The sequence below is a fragment of the Methylobacterium sp. ARG-1 genome (assembly GCF_001262595.1).
GTDB classification, from domain to species: Bacteria; Pseudomonadota; Alphaproteobacteria; order Rhizobiales; family Beijerinckiaceae; genus Methylobacterium; species Methylobacterium brachiatum.
The window spans coordinates 198171-217633 of sequence record NZ_LHCD01000015.1 but is presented as its reverse complement, the minus strand read 5'-3'; the positions used below and the strand labels follow the sequence as shown (position 1 = coordinate 217633).

Genomic DNA, 19463 nt, shown 5'->3' with positions numbered 1-19463 from the left:
CCCTCGTCCTCCGGCCCGCTTTGCCCGAGAAACACGCGCAACCGTACCCCTATTGTAAAGCCACCTGCGTTGCGACGCTGGACTCTTGCGCCCACCGTCACACGTTTACGTCATGTCAACCTTAATGAAGGCGGCGCGGGTGGCATATGGCGGCGAATCAGATATTGTGCGGTGCACAAGGCGCCATCAACAGCCGAATATGTGAGGAGACGACGATGAGCACCCCCCCGAACTACGAAGTTCCGACCGAGATGCGTGACTTCGCCGAGAAGAGCGTCGAGCAGGCCCGGAAGGCGTTCGACAGCTTCATCGGCGCCGCCCGCCGCACCGCCGACACCGTCCAGGGTTCGGCCGAGGTCGCCCGCACCAACGCGCAGGACGTCTCCTCCCGCGGATTCGAGTATGCCGAGCAGAACGTGAACGCCGCGTTCGACCTCGCGCAGAAGCTCGTCCGGTCGCGCGACATGCAGGAGGCCATGCAGCACCAGGCCGAGTTCGTGCGCAGCCAGTTCGCCGCCATCCAGGCGCAGGCGAAGGAGTTCAGCGGCATCGCCCAGAGCGCGATGCAGCAGGGCGCCGAGCGCGCGAAGACGGCCATGCAGCAGAGCGCCGAGGAGGCCCGCAAGGCCATGGAGCAGGGCCAGGATGCTGCCCGGCAGTCCGCCCAGAACGCTCAGGACGCGGCCGACCGCTCGACGCACTGACGCCTCGGCACAGCCGACCCTACCAGCGGCCCGCTTCCGGTTTCCGGGGGCGGGCCGTCTCGTTTTCGCCGGTATTGCCGTCGAAGTCGCAAGCGCCGGGTGACGAGCCCGCGTCGCGCGAAAGGATCAGGAATGCGCCTCCACGTACAGGGCCGATCCGGGCTGCGGGCCCCGTTCCGACTGACCCTCGCCACTCTTGTGCTCGCGGCCACGCTTCCGGGCTCGGCGGCGCTCGCGCAGTATGGCGGTGGTTACGGCGGCCCGCCCCCGGGCTACGACGACCCGGCCGACGAGGGCGGCTATCGCCCGGTGCCGCGCCGGCGCGAGCGCCAGCCCGTCGGCTACAATTGCGATGCCATCCAGCAGGGCCTGACCGGGCCGAAGCCGTTCGCCTGCCCGCTGCCGGGCCCGCGCCCGCTCGGCGTGCGCTGCTTCTGCGATCTCCCGATCGCCTCGTTTAGCCCACCCCAGACGGCCGTCGGCCGCGTGGTGCCCTGACGGGCGCGGGGTTTCGGCGGCCGGTTTGTCGCTTGGTGCCTGTGGCGCCGCACGTCTTCCGACGACGCGCCCCTCTCCCGCACGGGAGCGGCGCGTCGCGGCCTGCATACCCCAACATGCGGACATCATTGTGGGATTGGGAAACAGTCCTCCGGCCGCCACAAAAGATCGTCGCCGGCAGAATCATAAGCCGGCTTCCTTATAGTCCCCACGCATATCCCACCTTGCGTAATCCGAAGCCCGCCACTTACAATTTGGGCAAGGGAAGCGTCGCCGCAATCGGGTGACGACGGGACGGCGCGGGCCGCACGGCACCGCACCGCAGGGAGAGAGACGCGTGACACTCGCTCGGTACGGCGCGGCCTTGGCGCTGCTCTGCGGATTCGGCCTCCTGTCGCCCGCCCGGGCCGCCGAATGCGCCAATCGCGGCCAGCTCGACGACGCCTATTGCGACGCGAACCAGGACCTCGTCGCCGACACCCCGGCGAAGACCCGCGACCCGAGCGTCATCGTGTTCGCCTATACGCCGGTCGAGGATCCGGCCGTCTATGAGAACGCGTTCAAGCCGTTCACCGCGCACCTCGCGCAATGCACCGGCAAGCGCGTCGTCTACTATCCGGTCCAGTCGAACTCCGCCGAGATCGAGGCGATGCGTTCGGGGCGGCTCACGGTGGCGGGCTTCTCGACCGGTCCGCTGGGCTTTGCCGTGAACATGGCCGGGGCGGTGCCGTTCGCCGCCAAGGGCACCGAGAAGGGGCCCGAAGGCTACAACCTGATCGTCGTCGTGAAGGCGAGCAGCCCGTACAAGACCCTGGCCGACCTCAAGGGCAAGCGCGTCGCCCACACCGCGCCGTCGTCGAATTCCGGAAACCTGGCCCCGAAGGCGCTGTTTCCCGAGCAGGGCCTGAAACCCGGTGAGGATTACAAGGTCGTCTACTCAGGCGGCCACGACAAGTCGGCGCTCGGCGTCGGCACCGGCGATTACGACGCCGCCCCGGTAGCCTCCGACGTGTTCAACCGCATGGTCGCCCGCGGCACGATTAAGGGCGACGACTACCGGATCATCTACACAAGCGAGAAATTCCCGAGCTCGGGCTTCGCCTACGCGCACGATCTCAAGCCGGAACTCGCTGAGAAGCTGAAGCAGTGCTTCTACGACTTCCGCTTCCCGCCCGACATGGTGAAGGATTTCGAGGGCGACGACCGGTTCGCGCCGATCACCTACCTCAAGGACTGGGCGATCGTGCGCAAGGTCGCGGAGGATTCGGGCACGCCCTACAACAAGGCCGCCTACGAGCGCGAGGCGGCCCGGGAGGCCGAGGCCGCGCGCAAGAAGGCCGAAGGCCAAGCCAAGCCGTGACGCGAGCCGTGACCGCGTCCGCCGCGCTGCGCGCGCCCGGCACCGAGGCACGGGCGGAGGATCCGCGCGCCCTGGTGATCCGCGGCCTCGTCAAGGAATACCGGGCTGGCCAGCCGGTCCTGCGAGGCATCGACCTCGTGGTGCCGGGCACCGGCCTCACCGCGATCATCGGGCCGTCCGGCACCGGCAAGAGCACGCTGATCCGGTGCATCAACCGGCTGGTCCAGCCCACCGCCGGCGAGATCCTGTTCCGCGGCGAGGACCTCGCCAAGCTCTCTGGCCGGCCTCTGCGCCGGGCACGCCGGCGGATCGGCATGGTGTTTCAGGAATACAACCTGGTTGAGCGGCTCTCCGTGATGGAGAACCTGCTCTGTGGGCGCCTCGGCTACGTGCCGGTCTGGCGGGCCTGGCTGCGCCGGTTCCCCGAGGCCGATATCCAGCGCGCCTTCGACCTGCTCGACGCGGTCGGGCTCTCGGGCTTCGCCACGCGCCGGGCCGATGCCCTGTCGGGCGGCCAGCGCCAACGGGTCGGCATCGCCCGGGCGATCATGCAGGAGCCGGAGATCGTGCTGGCGGACGAGCCGACCTCATCCCTCGATCCGAAGAGCTCGGTGGAGATCATGGAGATCCTGTCGCGGCTCGCAGCCGAGCGCGGGGTGCCGGTGGTTGTCAACATCCACAACGTGGCGCTGGCCCAGCGCTTCGCGACGCGGATCGTCGGCATGTCCGGGGGGCACGTGGTCTATGACGGACCGCCCGACCAGCTGAGCGAGCGCGACCTGCGCGGCATCTACGGCGGCGAGAATTGGCTCGAATGAGCGCCGTCCCCCAACCGGCCGACCGTAGCGCGGCCGCCCGCATCGCCTTCCGCCCCAACTGGACCGCCCGGGCCGGCTGGCTGCTGCTCGCGCTCTACGCGGTCTACGCCGCGAGCCAGCTCGGCTTCGCGCCCGAGCGCTTCGCCACCGGGCTCAGCCACGGCCGCCAGTTCCTGGCCCGGATGTTTCCACCGAACTTCTCCCGGTGGGAGCTGATCCAGTCCGGCATCGTCGAGAGCGTGCAGATCGCCGTGATCGCCACGGTGATCGGGATCGTGATCGCCCTGCCGATCGGCTTCCTGGCCGCCCGGAACCTGATGCCGGCCTGGGTGACCTGGCCGACCCGGGCGCTGATCGCCTTGTGCCGGTCCTTCCACCCGATCATCGTGGCGATCCTGTTCGTCAAGGCGATCGGCTTCGGGGCTTTGGCCGGCGTGATGGCGCTGATCGTCGCCTCGGTGGGGTTCATCGCCAAGCTGTTCGCCGAGGCGATCGAGGAGATCTCGCTGAAGCAGGTCGAGGCGGTGCGGGCAACCGGCGCCGGCTTCCTGTCGACGCTGATCATGGGCGTGCAGCCGCAGGTGCTGCCGCGCTTCATCGGCTTCGCCACCTACCAGCTCGATTCCAACCTGCGGAACTCGACCATGGTCGGGATCGTCGGCGGCGGCGGCATCGGGGCGACTCTGTTCACCGCCTATCAGCGCTTCGATTACGACGTCGTGCTGGCGATCCTGATCGTCATCGTCGCGCTGATCATGGTGGCCGAGATCGTCTCGGGCTGGGCCCGGAAAGTGTTCCAGTGAGCGCCGGACTTGCCCTCGCGACCCCGCCGCGTCGCTGGCAGCGCTTCTCGCCCTGGAAGCGCCTGGCGCGCCTCGCCTTCACCCTGTTCGCTGTGGCCGCCTTCGTGGCGAGCCTGCGCACGATCGAGGTGATCCCGGAATTCCTCTACGACGCCCCCGACCAGATGGCCGACCTGTTCGGCCGGATGTGGCCGATGGATGCCGGCTATATCGGGCCGACCCTGCGCGCGCTGGTGGAGACCCTGCATATCGCGACGCTCGGAACGCTGATCGCCATCGCGATCGCGGTGCCGATCGGGCTGCTCGCCGCCCGCAACGTCACCCCCAGCCTGCCCCTGAACCTGTTCGCCAAGTTCGTGTTCGTGACCTCCCGGTCTGTGAATTCCCTGGTCTGGGCGCTGCTGTTCGTGGCGGTGTTCGGCCCGGGCCCGCTCGCCGGCACCCTGGCGATCGCCCTGCGCTCGGTTGGCTTCACCGGCAAGCTCCTGGCCGAGGCACTCGAGGAATCGAACCGCGGCTCGATCGAGGCGCTGCAGGCCGCCGGCGCCGGGCGGCGCGCGACGCTGCTGCTCGGCTACTGGCCGCAGGTGAAGCCGGCCTTCTGGTCGATCGCGCTGTTCCGCTGGGACATCAACATCCGGGAATCCGCCGTGCTGGGCCTTGTCGGGGCCGGCGGCATCGGTGTCGCGCTCGATACCGCCCTGAACCTCCTCTACTGGGATCAGGTCGCCGTCGTGCTGGCCGCGATCTTCGCGGTGGTCATCCTGGCCGAGATCGTCGTCACCACGGTGCGCGCGAAGGTCCTGTAGGACCGCGCCGTCCCTCTCCATCGATCCCGCAACTCGCAACGCGCGCCCGAAGATGGGGCGCGAGCTGGCGGCTGCCTGCGACGGCGCCCGGCTTTTAATCCGCTCCGGTGCGTGCGTGCCGGCACGTCACGGCGGGACAAGACTTCCCATCTTCGTCTCAAGCAAGAGGAAACGGGTCCGAACGATCGGACCGTACTTGTAAGAGCGTGAGTATAAACATGAAGACCCGTATCGCCGCTGTCGTCACCGCGCTTGTCCTTGGCGTTGCCCCGATCTCGTCTGCCATGGCCGCCAACGGCGCCCGCTGGACCGGTTTCGCGCCCTACGACGTCGAGGCCACCCATTCCCTCGGGCTCGGTGTCCACGACAACCCCTACTACGAGGGCTGCCCGATGAGCTCGGCGGCCGAGGGCAACGCCAATCAGCAGACGCGCCCCGTGAAGCAGTACGGCCAGACCGCGGGCGGAAACCGCTGCTGATCGCTCCCTCGAACGCCCGGCTAATCAAGCGGCGCAGGCGTTCCGATCGGTTGCGGGCGCATATCCTTAGCCGTGTGGAGGGCCGCCCCCTCTCCCGAGCGGGAGAGCGGGCAGGTCGAGGCTTGTAAGAGCGAGGGCACCGCGCCGCGCGACAACCGGACATCGCACCCCATGCCCTGAGGAGACGCCACGCCATGACATGCACGACCCTGAAGCGAGCCGGACTGATCCTCGGCCTGATCGCGTCGCCGGCGTGCCTGAATGCGGCGCAGGCCGACCCCTATACGGGCACGGGCGGCGGTCCAGAGACGACGGTGAACGCGCCTTATCGGTCCTCGGTGGGCCAGACGGTCCCGCCGGGACGCGCGGCCGCACCGCTGCATGATCCGCACGAGCGGACGAAGCGGCAGAAGGATCTCGATCCCGTCCTCGGCAGCATCTGCGACGCCTGCTGAACCGGCCGCAGAGCTACCCTGACGTCTGATCAACACCAACGGGATTGGTCATTTGGATTGTTCGTACGACGCCTGTGTTCTGAGCCAGGTCCGCTGCCATCTCGGTGAGGGACCGAGCTACGATCCGCGCACGGACACGGCGTGGTGGGTCGATATCCTGGAAGCGCGCCTGTTCGAGAAGCCGGTCGCCGGATCCCGCAAGGCGCTGGTCCACGTCCTGCCGTTCCAGGTCAGCGACGTGGCCGCGATGGACGGCTTCCACCAGTTGCTGGCGGCCGAGGACGGCCTCTATGTCCGAGCGATCCGCGATGGCGACATCCGGGTGCTGTGCCCGCTCGAGGAGGAGCTGAAGGGCAATCGCTCCAACGACGGCCGCGTCCATCCGAGCGGGGCCCTCTGGATCGGCACCATGGACCGGGACGCTGCCAAGGGGCACGGCTCGATCTACCACGTCGCCGGCACCCGGGTGCGGCGCCTGTTCGGCGGCCTGACCGTCCCGAACGGGATCAGCTTCTCCCCGGACGGCGCCACCGGCTACTTCGTCGACACCGACGAGGGCGTGCTGCGCCGCGTCCCGCTCGATCCGAAGACCGGCCTGCCGAATGGCCCGCCCGCGACCCATTTCGACCATCGCGGCGGCGAGGGCGGCATCGACGGCGCTGCGGTGGACGCCGAGGGTCTGATCTGGACCGCCCGGTTCGGCGCCGCCTGCCTCGACGCCTACAATCCCGACGGCGAGCGGGTCCGCACCGTACCGGTCCCGGTACGGCAGCCGACCTGCCCGACCTTTGCGGGCCGCGATCTCGACCGGCTGCTGGTCACCTCCGCCTACGAGGGCATGGATGCGGCCGCGCGCGCCGCCGATCCCGAGCACGGGCGGACCTTCCTGGTCGATGTCGGCGCCCGCGGCCTTCTGGAGCCGGCCTTCCGGCTCGGCGCCTGAACACAGGAGAATCGATGTCAGATCCGGGCGAGCGCCCCTACCAGCCGATCGAGGCCTACGCCCTCATCGGCAATTGCGAGGGCTGTGCCCTGGTGGCCCGGGACGGGGCGATCGACTGGGCCTGTCTCGAACGCTTCGATGCCGAACCGACCTTCTCGCGGCTGCTCGATCGGCGGCGCGGCGGCCACTTCACCATCCGCCCGGCGGGCCGATACGAGACGACGCGGCAATATCTGAGCCGCAGCAACATCCTGGAGACCACCTTCACCACCCAGGACGGCTTCGTCACCCTGCACGATTTCATGGTCGGGCCGGAGGGCGGGCCGAACCGGCCGCGCCTGGTGCGGCGGGTCAGCGGGGTCTCCGGCCAGGTCACGATGGTGGTCGCGTACCGGCCGCTCGCGGGCTTCGCCGAGCGCTTCGCCCCGCCGGCGATCGACGGTGGCCGGGTCGTGACGCCGGGATGCCCGGGCCTCCTTGCCGACGTCGCCCTGGCCCCGGACGGGGACGGCGCGTCCGTCCGCTTTACCCTGGCGTCCGGCCAGGAGCGCAGCTTCAGCCTCTACACCGACACGCTGCCGAAGGCGCCGCCGGACACCCGCACCCTGATGGAGCGGACCCGCAAGGCTTGGGTGCTGTGGACGCAGGATGCGGCCTATACTGGACCGCTCGCCGACGAGCTGATCCGCTCGGCCCTGGTCCTGAAGGCGCTGACCTACGCGCCGACCGGGGCGATCGTCGCGGCCGCCACGACCTCGCTGCCGGAGGAGATCGGCGGCATCCGCAACTGGGATTACAGGTTCTGCTGGATCCGTGACGCCTGCCTGTCCTTCTACGTCCTGAAGAAGTTCGGGATGCTGCGCGAGGCCGAGGCGTTCTTCGGCTTCGTGACCGACCTGTGCGAGCGGGCCGAGGGCCGGCTGCGGCCGCTCTACAGCGTCGCGGGGGAGGGCGACCTCACTGAGACCACCATCGCGCATTTCGAGGGCTGGCGCGGCAGCGCGCCGGTGCGGGCCGGCAACGAGGCCGCCGAGCAGCACCAGGCCGACGCCTACGGGCAGGTGCTCGACCTGCTCTATCTCTACACCCGGCTCGGCGGCACGCTGCCGGAGGCGATGCAGGGCCACGGCGCCCGGCTCGCCGACATCTCGGCGGCGCATTGGCACAAGCCGGATGCCGGCCTGTGGGAGCCGCGCAAGCCGGAGCAGCGCTACCTGCACGCCGCGATCATGAACTGGGTCGCGCTCGACCGGGCGATCCGCCTGTTCGGCCCCCGGAACACTTGGTGTCGTGAGCGCGACCGGATCGTGGCTTGCGTCAATCTCGAGGGCATCCACCGGGACGGCTACTACCCGCAATATCTCGGCGGCGACGACGTGGACGCCGCGCTGCTGATGGCCCCGATGGTCGGCTTCCCCGTGGACGAGGCCGCCTTCGCCCGCACCGTGGATGTCGTGATCGAGCGCCTCGGCCGCGGCCACCTCGTCTACCGCTACCGGAACGACGACGGCCTGCCCGGCCACGAGGGCACGTTCCTGCTCTGCGCCTTCTGGCTGGTGGATGCCCTGCTCTGGCTCGGTCGCGAGGAGGAGGCGCGGACTCGCTTCAACGCCCTGCGCGCCCTGCAGAACGATGTCGGGCTCTACGCCGAAGAGGCGGCCGAGGACGGCACCTTCGTGGGCAATTTCCCGCAAGCCTTCAGCCATCTCGGCTTCATCCACAGCGCCCTGATGCTCGACCTGTTCCAGCATGGCGGCCGCGCCGCAGTGCAGGGCACCTACGCCGATTGCTCCCTGCGCGAGACGGCGCTGCGCCGGGTCCCGGAATTCGCTGCCGCCGACTGACCGCTTCCCCCTTCCATCCCCCAGCCCGGAGTTCCCATGTCCGTATCGAGCCGCCAGGAAGCCCGCCTGCTCAGCGCCGACGAGGCCGACCTCGTCGCCCGCTCCCATCACCCGAGGTTGCGCGAGGCCGATGATACCGGCCTGGCCGAGCTGATCGCCCGGCTCCGCGAGCGCCGGGACCGCGCCCGGGACGTCTCCCGTCGTCAGCGCCGGGAGCTGCGCGGCAAGGCGGCCCCCTCCGGCGTGCGCCCGGCCACCGACAATACCGGCACCCACCAGAAGGCGGCCCTGATCGCGGCCGCGGTGAAGCGCGCCAGCAAGGAGAGCGAGCGGCGCCGGAACGCGCAGGCCCGCGGAAGCCTGGTTGCGATGTCGCGCAGGGCCTTGGCGCTGAAACAGGCGGCCGGCGACCGCACCGCCAGGCGCCCGGCCTCGCGCACCGCCAATGCCGGGATGAACCCGGTGCCGAACGAGAACCTCGCCCCGTCCGGCGCGCTCGACAGCCAGGGCCAGGAGGTCGCGATGCGGCGAGGCGGCGGGCCGCGGTAGGCGCAGTCCGACGCCGAGGCTCTATGGGCTTTCACGCCGATGATGGAGTCCCGTGGAGACGGAGGGCTTCATGCCCGACGCTGCCCACCAGCCTGATCCTCTGACGATCGCCGACTACGACCGGTTCGTGGAGGCGCAGCACGACGACCGCGAATGGGAACTCGTGGAGGGTGAGCTCGTGATGATGAGCAATCCGACCGAGAACCATGAGCAGATCGCCGGAAACGTCGGCGCGCCGCTCAAACTCGCGATGGATGCCGCCGGATGCCGGAGCTATCAGGGCGGCATGCGTGTCCAGCGTTCAAGCGACAGCCGGGGCAAGGACAAGACAAAACCCGATATTGTCGTCCGCTGCGGTCCGCGGCAGAACCAGACTGACCTGGCCGATCCGCTCGTCGTGGTCGAAGTGCTGTCGCCCTCGACAATGGACTATGACAGGGGCGGTAAGCTCAAGTTCTACAAGTCCCTGCCGACGCTGCGCTCCATCGATCTGATCTACCAGGACCAGATGCGCGTCGAACACTACGAGCGGACGGGCGAGGGGTGGCGCCTCGATGTTTTGACCGCGCCAGAAGATCTCCTGAGGTTCGACGCGGTCGATTTCGAGATCGACCTCGACCGGACCTATTTCGATGTTCCCGTGCGGAAACCGATCCTAGACGCCGACGGAGCACGCTGAGCCTCGCTCCATCCGTCATTCTCGACGGTTGGGGTCGAGGGATTGTGGTTGGCCGAGGTCGAGGTGCAACGACTTACCGTGATGCGGGCGTTCGTTCAGACAACACCGCGTTATTCCGGGGCCCCGCAGCGAAGCCCAGAATCCTTAGCCGCCGACACTGGAAAGCCTTGCCCCACCGGTGTCTCCGGTTTCCGGGCCCACCTCCGGTGCCCCGGAACGACGGGGTGATTGCTCCGGCGACGATGCGGCGCTGCCAGGTGCGCCACGACAAAGAAGCCGGCCGGTCAATTTCGTGACAGGCCGGCCTCTTGCTCGAAGGGCTTAGTGCGCCCGGATCATCTCACCCTCCACCTCAAGTTGAGGCAAATTCCGGAGATCCAGATTCCATGTCAGCTCAGTTCAGCACGACAACCTTGGCGCCGACCTTCACGCGCTCGTACAGATCGGTGACGTCGTCGTTGGTCATGCGGATGCAGCCCGAGGACACCGCCTGGCCGATCGTGTCCGGCTCGTTGGAGCCGTGGATGCGGTACTCGGTGCTGCCGATATACATGGCGCGGGCGCCGAGCGGGTTCTCGATGCCGCCGGCCATGTAGCGCGGCAGGTCGGGGCGGCGGGCGATCATGGCCTTCGGCGGCGTCCAGGACGGCCATTCGCGCTTGGCGGTGATTTTGTTGCTGCCGCTCCAGCTGAAACCCGGGCGGCCGACGCCGACGCCGTAGCGGATCGCCTCGCCGTTGCCGAGCACGAAGTACAGGCGGCGCTCGGCGGTGGAGACCACGATCGTGCCCGGCGCGTAGGGGCCGTTGAACGCCACGATCTCGCGCGGGATCGGCTGGACCTGCGCCTGCGGCGCGTCCTGCACGCCCTGGCCGTAACCCGGGGTGCCCTGATAGCCGTACTGGCCCGGATCCGAGTAATACTCCTCGGCGCCGTTCTCGCCGAACGGGTCGTAGGCGGGAGCTGCCAGCGCCGGCGCAGCGGCAAGAACAGTTGCGGCGAGGAGCGCCGCGAGCGCGGTGGCCGAGGTCTTCATGGTGAGCCTGCCTGTGCAATAACCTTTGCTATTACAAGCGTGAGCATAGGTTGGCAGTTCCACGCCGCGAAGAAGATTTTGGCTGGCGCTGGAATACGTAAGCGGGTTTGCGCGTGCCCGGCGCCGGACCCCCGGTGTTGCATCCGTCCGGCGCGAATGCTGGTAACCATCCTGCGCGATCCAATCCGCGCCGTCAGGCGACTTCGTCGGTATGGACATCGAAGCGCGCCAAGTGGGCGTAGCCGAAATTCGTCGAGATCGCGCAATCGGTGGCGTCGCGGCCGCGGGCCATGACGATGCGGCCGATCCGCTGGCGGTTGTGCCGGGCGTCGAACGTGTACCAGCGCGGGCCGTCCGGCCCCTCCAGGTAGACCTCGAACCAGGCCGAGAAATCCATCGGCGCCGGGTCCTTCGGCACGCCGATATCGCCGAGATAGCCGGTGGCGTAGCGCGCCGGGATATTCATGCACCGGCAGAACGCCACCGCGAGATGCGCGAAGTCCCGGCAGACGCCCTCGCGCTGCATGAAGCCGTCATGGGCGGTGCGGGTGGCGTCGGCGCGCTGGTAGTCGAACCGGATGCGCTCGTGCGTGTAAGCGACGATCGCCTGGACCCGCGCCCAGCCCTCCGGCGTGCCGCCGAACAGGGACCAAGCGGTCTGCGAGAGCTTGTCGGTGTCGCAGTAGCGGGAGCCCAGCAGGTAGACCATCACGTCGTCCGGCAGGTCCTGCACCGGGATCTGTCGGGCGTCGGGGGCGTAATCGTCGAGCAGGCCGGAATCCTGGATCGTGAAATCGGCCGAGATCGTCAGCAGGCCCGGCGGCGCGACGATGCGGTGGCAGACATTGTCGTACACGTCCCGGTACGCGTGCGCCGGGATCCACGGGTCGAAGTTGATGACCTGCGGGGTCAGCAGGTCGGCCATCCGCGACGGGTGGACGCTCAGCATCAGGATCATCGGCGTCGGCTGCGTCAGGCTGAAGGCGATGTCGTATCCGGTCCTGATCTTCATCGCGGCCACCTGTATCCTCTCGCCCCGGCGGGTCGCCCCGCAGCTCAGTCCGATTTTGGGGTCTCAACGCGCCACTATTGGCGGATGAGCCTCAATTCCGCGTGTTTTTGCCCGCTCGTCAGGCAATTCGACCACGTCGACGTCCACCCGCATGCCGAGGTCGTCGCTGGCCAGGCCGAAGAATGAGCCGTGCAGGGGCACCGCCTGGGCCGGATCCCGGGCCACCGCCACACGGATCAGGTCGCGGTTGCCGACGATCCCGTTGGTCGGGTCGAACTCGATCCAGCCGGCGCCCGGCAGGTAGACCTGCAGCCAGGCATGGGTCGAGCCGCCGCCGACATGGCGGGCCCGGTCGTTGCGCGGGTTGTACAAGTATCCGGATACGAACCGGGCGGCCATGCCGAGTGCCCGCACCGCCTCCATCATCAGCACCGCGAAGTCGCGGCATGAGCCGCGCTTGCTGCGCAGCGTCGTCAGCGGCTCCTGCACGCCCTTCTCGGAGCGGGCCAGATAGGTGAAGTTCGCCCGCACGCTGCGGGTCATGTCGGCCAGCAGGTCCTGGGTCGGGATCCGGCCCTCGCTGGGGATGAAGCTGCGCGCCCAGGCATCGACCTCGTGGCGTGGGTCGGGCCATTGCCGCTCGATCGACCGGGACAGGTCGGGCATGTCCTCGGCCCCGTAGCCGAACGGGTAATGCGTGGCGTGCGGCGCCAGCGGGAAGACCGGCGCGTGTTCGGGCGTGTGGTCGAGGGTGATGCCGCACGTGAAAGTGAGTGTCTCGGCCCGGACCCCGAAGGTCGCCACCGCGATGCAATTGCCGAACACGTCGAACATCCACCGCAAGGCGGCGGGCTCGGGCGTGATCTCCAGCGAGGCCTCGATCAGCCGCTGGTCGTAGCTGTCCCGGGGCCGGAACATGATCCGGTGCTCGCCGAAGGCGACCGGACGCCGGTACCGGTAGACCGTGCGGTGACGGACGGACAGGATCGGCAAACTCAGGGGCTCCGGGCTCGCGCCGATGTCCCGACCGTCAATGCAAGGGCCGGGCCCGACGCCGCGGCTGCGGCATCAGATGACGGGCGGTGCCGGATCGGTGGTCGCCCGTTCGGCCTCGACCAGCACGTCGAAGGGCCGCCAGGGCTTGGCGATGAACACGGCCTCGCTCGGCAGGTCCGGGCGGCGGATCCCGTGACCGGAGGTCACCACCAGCCGCGCCCGGGGCCACAGGGTCGCCACCGCCCGGGCGAGCTGGAGCCCGTCCATCTCGCCGGCGAGCCGGACATCGGCGAAGACCAGGGCCACGTCGCCGCCGCGCGCTTGCAGGACGGCGAGCGCTGCCTCGGCGCTGTCGCAGCCGACCACGTCGAGCTCGGTCTCCTCGAGCAGGGTTTCGGCCAGAGCGCGGATCTGCGGGTCGTCCTCGACCACCAGGGCGAGGCGCTGCGCGACGGCCTCGGTCGCCGCGGGCTGGGCCGGGTGCGGTGCGGCGGGCTCCGCCTCGCTCTGCCGGACCCGGCGCACCAGGGCGGCGAGATGCTCCGGCACGCCTTCGGACACGAGATCGTCGTAGATCGAGGCGAGCGTCTGCCCGATCTGGTCGAGCGGGATGCTCGGCGAGAGCGTTTCGGTGAGCGGCGTACCTGCGCTCGACAGAGGCTTTCTCAAGAACGTCCCCCGAAATCTCCGTATCAGGCCACGCGGACGCGGCGCTTGTGGACGAACGTCGGCAGGTCGTGGGGGGTTGCGCGCGGAGCCGCGAATTGGCGGCCCGCTCACTCAGGCGTTACTGCGTGGCGAAGCCGCTCTCGGCATCCGCGTAGGCCATGATGCCGGACACCGCCCGGACGTTCTGGTAGCGGGTGCCGCGGGTGCTCATCATCGCTTCGAACTTCTCGTGGACCTGGGCCACCGAGAGGCTCGCCGGCTTGCGGTGCCGGCCGCGGCCTACGAACCGCCCGGCCGCGAAGAAGATCGAGCGGTTGGCCCGGGCCGGGCCGGGCAGCAGCGCGGCCGCGGCGGCGGCCGGCTTGTTCACGACGTTGGCCAGGAACTCGCCGGCATCGTCCACGCCCAGGAAGTGGGCGAGGTAGACTTCGCCGAGGGTGAGGTCGCGGCCGATGCGCTGGGCGATGCGACCGGCATCGCGCTTCAGCATCTCGCCGGCCATCAGGGCCGAGAGATAGGGGTCGCGGCGCAGCTCGAGCACCCGGATGCGCTCGGCGGCGTCGGTGATCACCGGTCGGTCGTTGGCATCCGAGGAGACCAGGGCGGCCTCCTTCTCAAGCCCGTATTTCGGGCCGAAGTCGCGCACCACGCCGAGCCAGGTGCGCTCGATGAACTGGTAGAGGCCGGTGGCCGAGGAGGTCTTGGCCTGGACCGCGGTGACGAAGCTCGATTCCTTGTCGGCCACCGCCATCAGCAGGACCGGGTCGGTCTGGACCGCCTGGGCCGCCCGCACGATCGTCTGCACCAAGTGGCGCCGAATCTTCATCGGGCCGAATTCAAGGATGTCGTTCGGGTCGCCGCCGGCGCTCTCGGAGAGCAGGAAATCGTAGGAGACGCGGTCGACGCCGTTCGAGCCGACGGCGGTGTCGAGGTCGTGGACGGCCGCGAAGCTCGCCGAGGCGCGCAGCGGCGTACGCTCGACCTCTTCGCTCAGCGCCACAGTGTGAATCCGCGGGCGCGGCATCGGCAATTCGGTGGCGGCCTGTGCCGACGAGACCGCCTGGTTCAGCCCGACCTTGCCGAGATCGACCCCCGACCCGATCAGGGCGGCGCTGAGGCCGCCGGCGATCAGCGAGACGGTGAGCAGCGAGCGGGCCAGCGCCGGGACGCTCCCGTGAGCGCGGCCAACCATCGGCTGTGCGGTGATGGCATCGGCGCGGCCGGACCCGAACCGGCCCTGCTGACCCGTGACGCTCCTCGGCGATCCGACCGTGCGGCCCTGCATCGTGTACCCGATTCCTCACGCGCCCTTGATGGCGCCACGGACTCACCATCGCTTGACAGATGTGGCGACAACACGGCCGTGCTTGTGGCGACCGTGGGGCGGGCTGGGGAGATTTCGCGGCAGGCGTGTTGGCACTCCTGGCTGGATCGCCTTCTGCGAGCGTGCGCCGCGGATCCGGAGCGCGTCTCATCCAAGGCCTTGCAAGGCCTTGCCGCCCTTCGCGATTGCTACGCGATCGGGAACGGCTCTAAGAGGGCGCCATGCGGGCCCCGCCTGAAACGGGTGACGGTCCAGTCCCTTGAGCCCTGCTTAGAGTTCTGCCCCGATGAGCGGCGTCAACGAGATCCGGTCGACCTTCCTCGACTACTTCGCGCGTGCGGGACACGAGGCCGTGCCCTCCTCGAGCCTCGTTCCGAAGAACGATCCCACGCTGATGTTCACGAACGCCGGCATGGTGCAGTTCAAGAACGTCTTCACCGGTGTCGAGAAGCGCGCCTACGATCGGGCGACCACAGCGCAGAAATGCGTGCGCGCCGGCGGCAAGCACAACGACCTCGACAATGTCGGCTACACCGCGCGCCACCACACGTTCTTCGAGATGCTCGGCAACTTCTCGTTCGGCGACTACTTCAAGGACCGCGCGATCGAGCTGGCCTGGACGCTGATCACCAAGGAATTCGGCCTCAAGCCCGACCGGCTGCTCGTGACCGTCTATGCCGACGACGACGAGGCCGCGAACCTGTGGAAAAAGATCGCTGGCTTCTCCGATGACAAGATCATCCGGATCGGGACCTCCGACAACTTTTGGCAGATGGGCGATACCGGCCCCTGCGGCCCGTGCTCTGAGATCTTCATCGACCAGGGCCCGGCCCTCCAGGGCGGCCCGCCCGGTTCCCCGGACGAGGATGGCGACCGCTTCCTCGAGTTCTGGAACCTCGTGTTCATGCAATACGAGCAGCTGGAGCCCGGCGTGCGCAATCCGCTGCCCCGGCCCTCGATCGATACCGGCATGGGCCTGGAGCGCATGGCCGCGATTCTTCAGGGCGTCCATTCCAACTACGACACCGACCTGTTCAAGGCGCTGATCGACGCCGTGGCCCACGCCGTCTCGCGGGCGCCCGAGCCCGCCACCATGGCCTCCTACCGGGTGATCGCCGACCACCTGCGCGCCTCGTCTTTCCTGGTCGCCGACGGCGTGCTGCCGGGCAACGAGGGCCGCGGCTACGTGCTGCGCCGGATCATGCGCCGCGCCATGCGGCATGCCGAGATCCTCGGCGCCCGCGAGCCAACCATGTACCGCCTCGTCCCGACCCTGGTGCGCGAGATGGGCCAGGCCTACCCCGAGCTGATGCGCGCGGAGGCACTGATCGGCGAGACCTTGAAGCTGGAGGAGACCCGCTTCCGCCGCACCCTGGAGCGGGGCCTGTCGATCCTCGATTCGGAGAGCCGCGAGCTGAAATCCGGCGACAAGCTCTCGGGCGAGACCGCCTTCACCCTCTACGACACCTACGGCTTCCCCCTCGATCTCACCCAGGACGCCCTCAAGGCCCGGGGCATCGGGGTCGATACGGAGGCGTTCACGGCCGCGATGCAGCGTCAGAAGCAGGCGGCGCGCGAGGCCTGGAAGGGCTCCGGCGAGGCTGCCACCGAGACGGTCTGGTTCGGCATCCGCGAGCGCGTCGGCGCAACCGAGTTCCTGGGCTACGAGGCGGAGGCCGCCGAGGGCATCGTCACCGCGCTGCTGCGCGACGGCGCCGAGGTAAAGAGCCTGGAGGCCGGCCAGACCGGCCTCGTCCTGGTCAATCAGACGCCGTTCTACGCGGAATCCGGCGGCCAGGTCGGTGATACCGGCCTGATCCTGGGTGCCGGCCTGCGCGCCCGCGTCACCGACACCGAGAAGAAGCTCGGCGACCTGTTCGTCCACCATGTCAGCGTGGAGGAGGGGACGCTCAGCCTCGACCAGCCGGTGGAGCTGAAGGTCGACCATGCCCGCCGCAAGGCGATCCGGGCCAACCACTCGGCCACCCACCTCCTGCACGAAGCCCTGCGGCAGGTGCTGGGCGACCACGTCGCCCAGAAGGGCTCGCTGGTGAGCCCCGACCGGCTGCGCTTCGATATCAGCCACCCGAAGCCGATCGAGGCGGACGAGCTCGCCCGGGTCGAGGACATCGCCAACGCGGTGCTGCTCCAGAACGCCCCGGTGGTGACCAAGCTGATGGCCGTGGACGATGCCATCGCGTCCGGAGCCCGGGCTTTGTTCGGCGAGAAGTACGGCGACGAGGTCCGCGTCGTCTCCATGGGCCTGCCGGTCGATGTGGACGGCGCCGAGACCGATCGGGGTCGGCTGAAGAACTTCTCCATCGAGCTCTGCGGCGGCACCCATGCCGCCCGAACCGGCGATATCGGGACGATCAGCATCGTCGGCGAGAGCGCGGTCGGGGCCGGCGTGCGCCGGATCGAGGCGCTGACCGCCGACGCGGCGCGCCACCACCGGGCCGAGGAGGCCCACACCCTGGCCGCGCTGGCCGGGATCCTGAAGGCCCCGGTCTCGGAGGCGCCCGACCGCCTGACGGCCCTGATGGAGGAGAAGCGTCGGCTCGAGCGGGAACTCGCCGACACCCGCCGCAAGCTCGCCATGGGCGGCGAGACCGGATCGGGCTCGAACGCCCGCCAGAGCGAGATCGGCGGCGTGGCGTTCCGGCGCTCGGTGGTCGAGGGGCTCGACATGCGCGATCTCAAGCCGATCATCGACGAGGAGAAGAAGCGGCTCGGCTCCGGCATCGTGGCGATCGTCGGGGTCTCGGCCGACGGCAAGGCCGGCCTGGTGGTCGGCGTCACCGAGGACCTGACCGGCCGCTACGACGCGGTCGGGCTGGTCCGCGCGGGGGCCGGCGCGCTCGGCGGCAAGGGCGGCGGCGGCCGCCGCGACATGGCCCAGGCCGGCGGCCCCAACGGCGCCGGCGCCGAGGCGGCGCTCGACGCGATCGAGCAAGCGCTGACCGCGGCGGCCTGACGCGTTCACCAAGGGCCGCGCCGTTACCGACGCGGCCCTTCGGATACGCCCGGCGGGATGCCCCAGACCTGCCCCGCCCTAACCCTCACCGCGCGGATCTGCATCGATCCGGTCGAAGCGCGGGTCCCTTCTCCCATGCGGGCTAGCGGATTCACAGAACGCGATTCGGATGGTTCTCGGCAGCAGGAGAAGTCTCTCGGAGGCGCGCTTGGGGGGTGGCCCTGGTTCTCGCTGCGGGCCGCGCGCCGCCGCGCATCCGCTCAGTTCACCCGGGTCCAGGTCTGGCGCTTGCAGAACACGCTCATCACGCAGCCCGAGACCTCGAGCGCGTTCGGGCCGGTCAGCCGCAGCGAGCCCGAATAGGTCTTCCCGTCGTTCGGGTTGTAGAGCGACCCGGTGTAGCTCGACCCGTCCGCCTGCTGGGCGTTGAGGATCTGCACGCCCACGACACTGCGGTTGCGCAGCGCCGGGTCCGGATTCTTGGCGTCGAGCGCCTTGCCGGGGGCGCTCACGATGGTGCCGCAATAGCCGCCGCCGCAGGGGGTGATCTTCACCCGGGAGCTGCCGGTCTCGGTCAGCCAGAGTCCGGCCGGGTCGGCCGCGAGGGCCGGGCCGCCGAACGGCACCGTCACCAGCACAGCCAAGACCGTCCGACGCAGCGTCGATCCCATCCGCAATCCTCTCAAGACCAATCCTCGCCGCTCTCTTACCGCGAAGCTTCCGGCAGCGCACCGCCCAGATAGGTCTCGGCGACCTCGCAGAACGGCTGGCCGGCCCCGGTGGAGAGCACCGCGTCGATCTCGAACAGCGGGTCGTCGGGGCCGGGCGCCGCGGCCCGCGGGAACGGGCGGACCTCGATCGTCCGCCGGGTCGGCTCCAGCGGGCGCACGACCCGCCCGAACGGGGTGCGGGTGCCGTCCAGGGTGGCGTTCATCTCGGGCGTCAGGCGCGCCGGGACGTACCAATTGTCGGCCTCCGACAGGACCCGGTCGCCGCAGGCGAGGCGGACCCGGCGGTAGCGCACCGGCTCGTCAGGGCCGATCGCCAGGCGGGCCCGCTGCGCGGCACTGAGCGGCTTGTCGGCCACGTCCATGCGCCGGGCGACGAGATGGGGATCGCCCGCGAGCTTGTGGTCGGCACACCAGCTTTCCAGGGCGAGGGTCGCGCTGTGGGCCGCCAGCACACGGCTCTGCAGGGAGGCGATGAGGGCGGCCTGCGGCTGGGCGGCGGCCGGCGCCTCGGCCGCGACGGCCGACGGACTCATCGGGATCCCCGCCAGCGCCGCCGCGAGGCCGAGATGGAGTGCCCAGTCGCGCCGGACCAGGAAGGCGACGCAGCGTTTGACCGCCCGCGGATCAAGCGCCGTGAAGGTGAGCTTTGGCATCGGAACGTCCCGGAACGGCTAATTCGGCACACCGCATCGTCTCGGCCCGAATCCCCCCGGGGTGGAGAGGCGTCCTGTTCTTCTGAAGACGGGCCGGCGCAGCCGAGCCGTCCCCGGCCTCACGCCG

Annotated in this window: 20 protein-coding genes; 13 read left to right on the top strand and 7 right to left on the bottom strand. The window is 69.4% G+C overall.

The window, feature by feature from the left end; genetic code table 11:
- Positions 1-215: 215 nt before the first annotated feature.
- The 12 genes from AKJ13_RS16280 to AKJ13_RS16225 all read left to right on the top strand — a co-directional run bounded on the left by AKJ13_RS16280 (position 216) and on the right by AKJ13_RS16225 (position 9941).
- Positions 216-704, top strand: coding sequence for a phasin (locus tag AKJ13_RS16280; protein WP_050734284.1), 489 nt, complete (start codon positions 216-218; stop codon positions 702-704).
- A 132-nt stretch (positions 705-836) separates the two neighbouring features.
- Positions 837-1202 (top strand): hypothetical protein, encoded by a 366-nt coding sequence (locus AKJ13_RS16275; protein ID WP_050734283.1) that lies wholly within the window; start codon positions 837-839, stop codon positions 1200-1202.
- A gap of 337 nt (positions 1203-1539) precedes the next feature.
- A complete protein-coding gene (gene phnD, locus AKJ13_RS16270; RefSeq protein WP_050734282.1) occupies positions 1540-2562 on the top strand; it encodes a phosphate/phosphite/phosphonate ABC transporter substrate-binding protein in 1023 nt (340 codons plus the stop codon).
- 8 nt (positions 2563-2570) lie between these two features.
- A complete protein-coding gene (phnC, locus tag AKJ13_RS16265; RefSeq protein WP_244471626.1) occupies positions 2571-3380 on the top strand; it encodes a phosphonate ABC transporter ATP-binding protein in 810 nt (269 codons plus the stop codon).
- Positions 3377-4183, top strand: a complete 807-nt coding sequence (phnE, locus tag AKJ13_RS16260) for a phosphonate ABC transporter, permease protein PhnE (RefSeq protein WP_050734281.1) — start codon at positions 3377-3379, stop codon at positions 4181-4183. Before phnC ends, phnE (AKJ13_RS16260) begins: the two co-directional genes overlap by 4 nt.
- The gene (gene phnE, locus AKJ13_RS16255; RefSeq protein WP_050734280.1) at positions 4180-4992 is read left to right on the top strand and encodes a phosphonate ABC transporter, permease protein PhnE; all 813 of its coding nucleotides are present in this window, start codon (positions 4180-4182) and stop codon (positions 4990-4992) included. Before phnE (AKJ13_RS16260) ends, phnE (AKJ13_RS16255) begins: the two co-directional genes overlap by 4 nt.
- A gap of 218 nt (positions 4993-5210) precedes the next feature.
- A complete protein-coding gene (locus AKJ13_RS16250) occupies positions 5211-5471 on the top strand; it encodes a hypothetical protein (RefSeq protein ID WP_050734279.1) in 261 nt (86 codons plus the stop codon).
- Positions 5472-5665: 194 nt separating this feature from the next.
- Positions 5666-5926: a hypothetical protein gene (locus AKJ13_RS16245; protein ID WP_050734278.1), complete on the top strand. Its 261-nt coding sequence runs from the start codon at positions 5666-5668 to the stop codon at positions 5924-5926.
- 52 nt (positions 5927-5978) lie between these two features.
- Positions 5979-6869, top strand: coding sequence for an SMP-30/gluconolactonase/LRE family protein (locus AKJ13_RS16240; protein WP_050734277.1), 891 nt, complete (start codon positions 5979-5981; stop codon positions 6867-6869).
- Positions 6870-6883: 14 nt separating this feature from the next.
- Positions 6884-8713, top strand: coding sequence for a glycoside hydrolase family 15 protein (locus AKJ13_RS16235; RefSeq protein ID WP_050734276.1), 1830 nt, complete (start codon positions 6884-6886; stop codon positions 8711-8713).
- Positions 8714-8749: 36 nt separating this feature from the next.
- Positions 8750-9262 (top strand): hypothetical protein, encoded by a 513-nt coding sequence (locus AKJ13_RS16230; protein WP_050734275.1) that lies wholly within the window; start codon positions 8750-8752, stop codon positions 9260-9262.
- 70 nt (positions 9263-9332) lie between these two features.
- Complete coding sequence (locus AKJ13_RS16225) at positions 9333-9941, top strand: Uma2 family endonuclease (RefSeq protein WP_050734304.1); 609 nt, start codon at positions 9333-9335, stop codon at positions 9939-9941.
- Positions 9942-10335: 394 nt separating this feature from the next.
- Here the strand turns inward: AKJ13_RS16225 and AKJ13_RS16220 are convergent, their stop codons facing one another.
- The 5 genes from AKJ13_RS16220 to AKJ13_RS16200 all read right to left on the bottom strand — a co-directional run bounded on the left by AKJ13_RS16220 (position 10336) and on the right by AKJ13_RS16200 (position 14939).
- Positions 10336-10977, bottom strand: a complete 642-nt coding sequence (locus tag AKJ13_RS16220; RefSeq protein ID WP_050734274.1) for a L,D-transpeptidase — start codon at positions 10975-10977, stop codon at positions 10336-10338.
- A 193-nt stretch (positions 10978-11170) separates the two neighbouring features.
- The gene (locus AKJ13_RS16215) at positions 11171-11989 is read right to left on the bottom strand and encodes a transglutaminase family protein (protein WP_050734303.1); all 819 of its coding nucleotides are present in this window, start codon (positions 11987-11989) and stop codon (positions 11171-11173) included.
- Positions 11990-12052: 63 nt separating this feature from the next.
- Positions 12053-12982, bottom strand: a complete 930-nt coding sequence (locus tag AKJ13_RS16210) for a transglutaminase family protein (protein WP_050734273.1) — start codon at positions 12980-12982, stop codon at positions 12053-12055.
- A gap of 75 nt (positions 12983-13057) precedes the next feature.
- Positions 13058-13654, bottom strand: coding sequence for a response regulator (locus tag AKJ13_RS16205; RefSeq protein ID WP_200905647.1), 597 nt, complete (start codon positions 13652-13654; stop codon positions 13058-13060).
- A 118-nt stretch (positions 13655-13772) separates the two neighbouring features.
- On the bottom strand, positions 13773-14939 hold the full coding sequence (locus tag AKJ13_RS16200) for a transglycosylase SLT domain-containing protein (RefSeq protein ID WP_050734272.1): 1167 nt from the start codon (positions 14937-14939) through the stop codon (positions 13773-13775).
- 325 nt (positions 14940-15264) lie between these two features.
- On the opposite strand from AKJ13_RS16200, the gene alaS reads away from it, so the two are divergent.
- Positions 15265-17952 carry an alanine--tRNA ligase gene (gene alaS, locus AKJ13_RS16195; protein ID WP_050734271.1) on the top strand — a complete coding sequence of 896 codons (2688 nt, stop codon included), beginning with the start codon at positions 15265-15267 and terminating at the stop codon, positions 17950-17952.
- 260 nt (positions 17953-18212) lie between these two features.
- On the opposite strand, the gene AKJ13_RS16190 is transcribed toward alaS, so the two are convergent.
- A complete protein-coding gene (locus tag AKJ13_RS16190) occupies positions 18213-18623 on the bottom strand; it encodes a DUF2147 domain-containing protein (RefSeq protein WP_050734270.1) in 411 nt (136 codons plus the stop codon).
- 35 nt (positions 18624-18658) lie between these two features.
- Entirely contained in the window at positions 18659-19216 is a 558-nt protein-coding gene (locus AKJ13_RS16185; protein ID WP_050734301.1) for a hypothetical protein, read from the bottom strand.
- Positions 19217-19463 lie beyond the last annotated feature (247 nt).

Bases quoted from the DNA above. Each gene is read 5' to 3' on its own strand.
- alaS (WP_050734271.1), top strand. From the start codon at position 15,265: ATGAGCGGCGTCAACGAGATCCGGTCGACCTTCCTCGACTACTTCGCG.
- AKJ13_RS16245 (WP_050734278.1), top strand. From the start codon at position 5,666: ATGACATGCACGACCCTGAAGCGAGCCGGACTGATCCTCGGCCTGATC.
- AKJ13_RS16220 (WP_050734274.1), bottom strand. From the start codon at position 10,977: ATGAAGACCTCGGCCACCGCGCTCGCGGCGCTCCTCGCCGCAACTGTT.
- AKJ13_RS16235 (WP_050734276.1), top strand. From the start codon at position 6,884: ATGTCAGATCCGGGCGAGCGCCCCTACCAGCCGATCGAGGCCTACGCC.
- AKJ13_RS16230 (WP_050734275.1), top strand. From the start codon at position 8,750: ATGTCCGTATCGAGCCGCCAGGAAGCCCGCCTGCTCAGCGCCGACGAG.
- phnE (WP_050734281.1), top strand. From the start codon at position 3,377: ATGAGCGCCGTCCCCCAACCGGCCGACCGTAGCGCGGCCGCCCGCATC.
- AKJ13_RS16225 (WP_050734304.1), top strand. From the start codon at position 9,333: ATGCCCGACGCTGCCCACCAGCCTGATCCTCTGACGATCGCCGACTAC.
- AKJ13_RS16250 (WP_050734279.1), top strand. From the start codon at position 5,211: ATGAAGACCCGTATCGCCGCTGTCGTCACCGCGCTTGTCCTTGGCGTT.
- AKJ13_RS16215 (WP_050734303.1), bottom strand. From the start codon at position 11,989: ATGAAGATCAGGACCGGATACGACATCGCCTTCAGCCTGACGCAGCCG.
- AKJ13_RS16200 (WP_050734272.1), bottom strand. From the start codon at position 14,939: ATGCAGGGCCGCACGGTCGGATCGCCGAGGAGCGTCACGGGTCAGCAG.
- AKJ13_RS16275 (WP_050734283.1), top strand. From the start codon at position 837: ATGCGCCTCCACGTACAGGGCCGATCCGGGCTGCGGGCCCCGTTCCGA.
- AKJ13_RS16190 (WP_050734270.1), bottom strand. From the start codon at position 18,623: ATGGGATCGACGCTGCGTCGGACGGTCTTGGCTGTGCTGGTGACGGTG.
- AKJ13_RS16185 (WP_050734301.1), bottom strand. From the start codon at position 19,216: ATGAGTCCGTCGGCCGTCGCGGCCGAGGCGCCGGCCGCCGCCCAGCCG.
- AKJ13_RS16280 (WP_050734284.1), top strand. From the start codon at position 216: ATGAGCACCCCCCCGAACTACGAAGTTCCGACCGAGATGCGTGACTTC.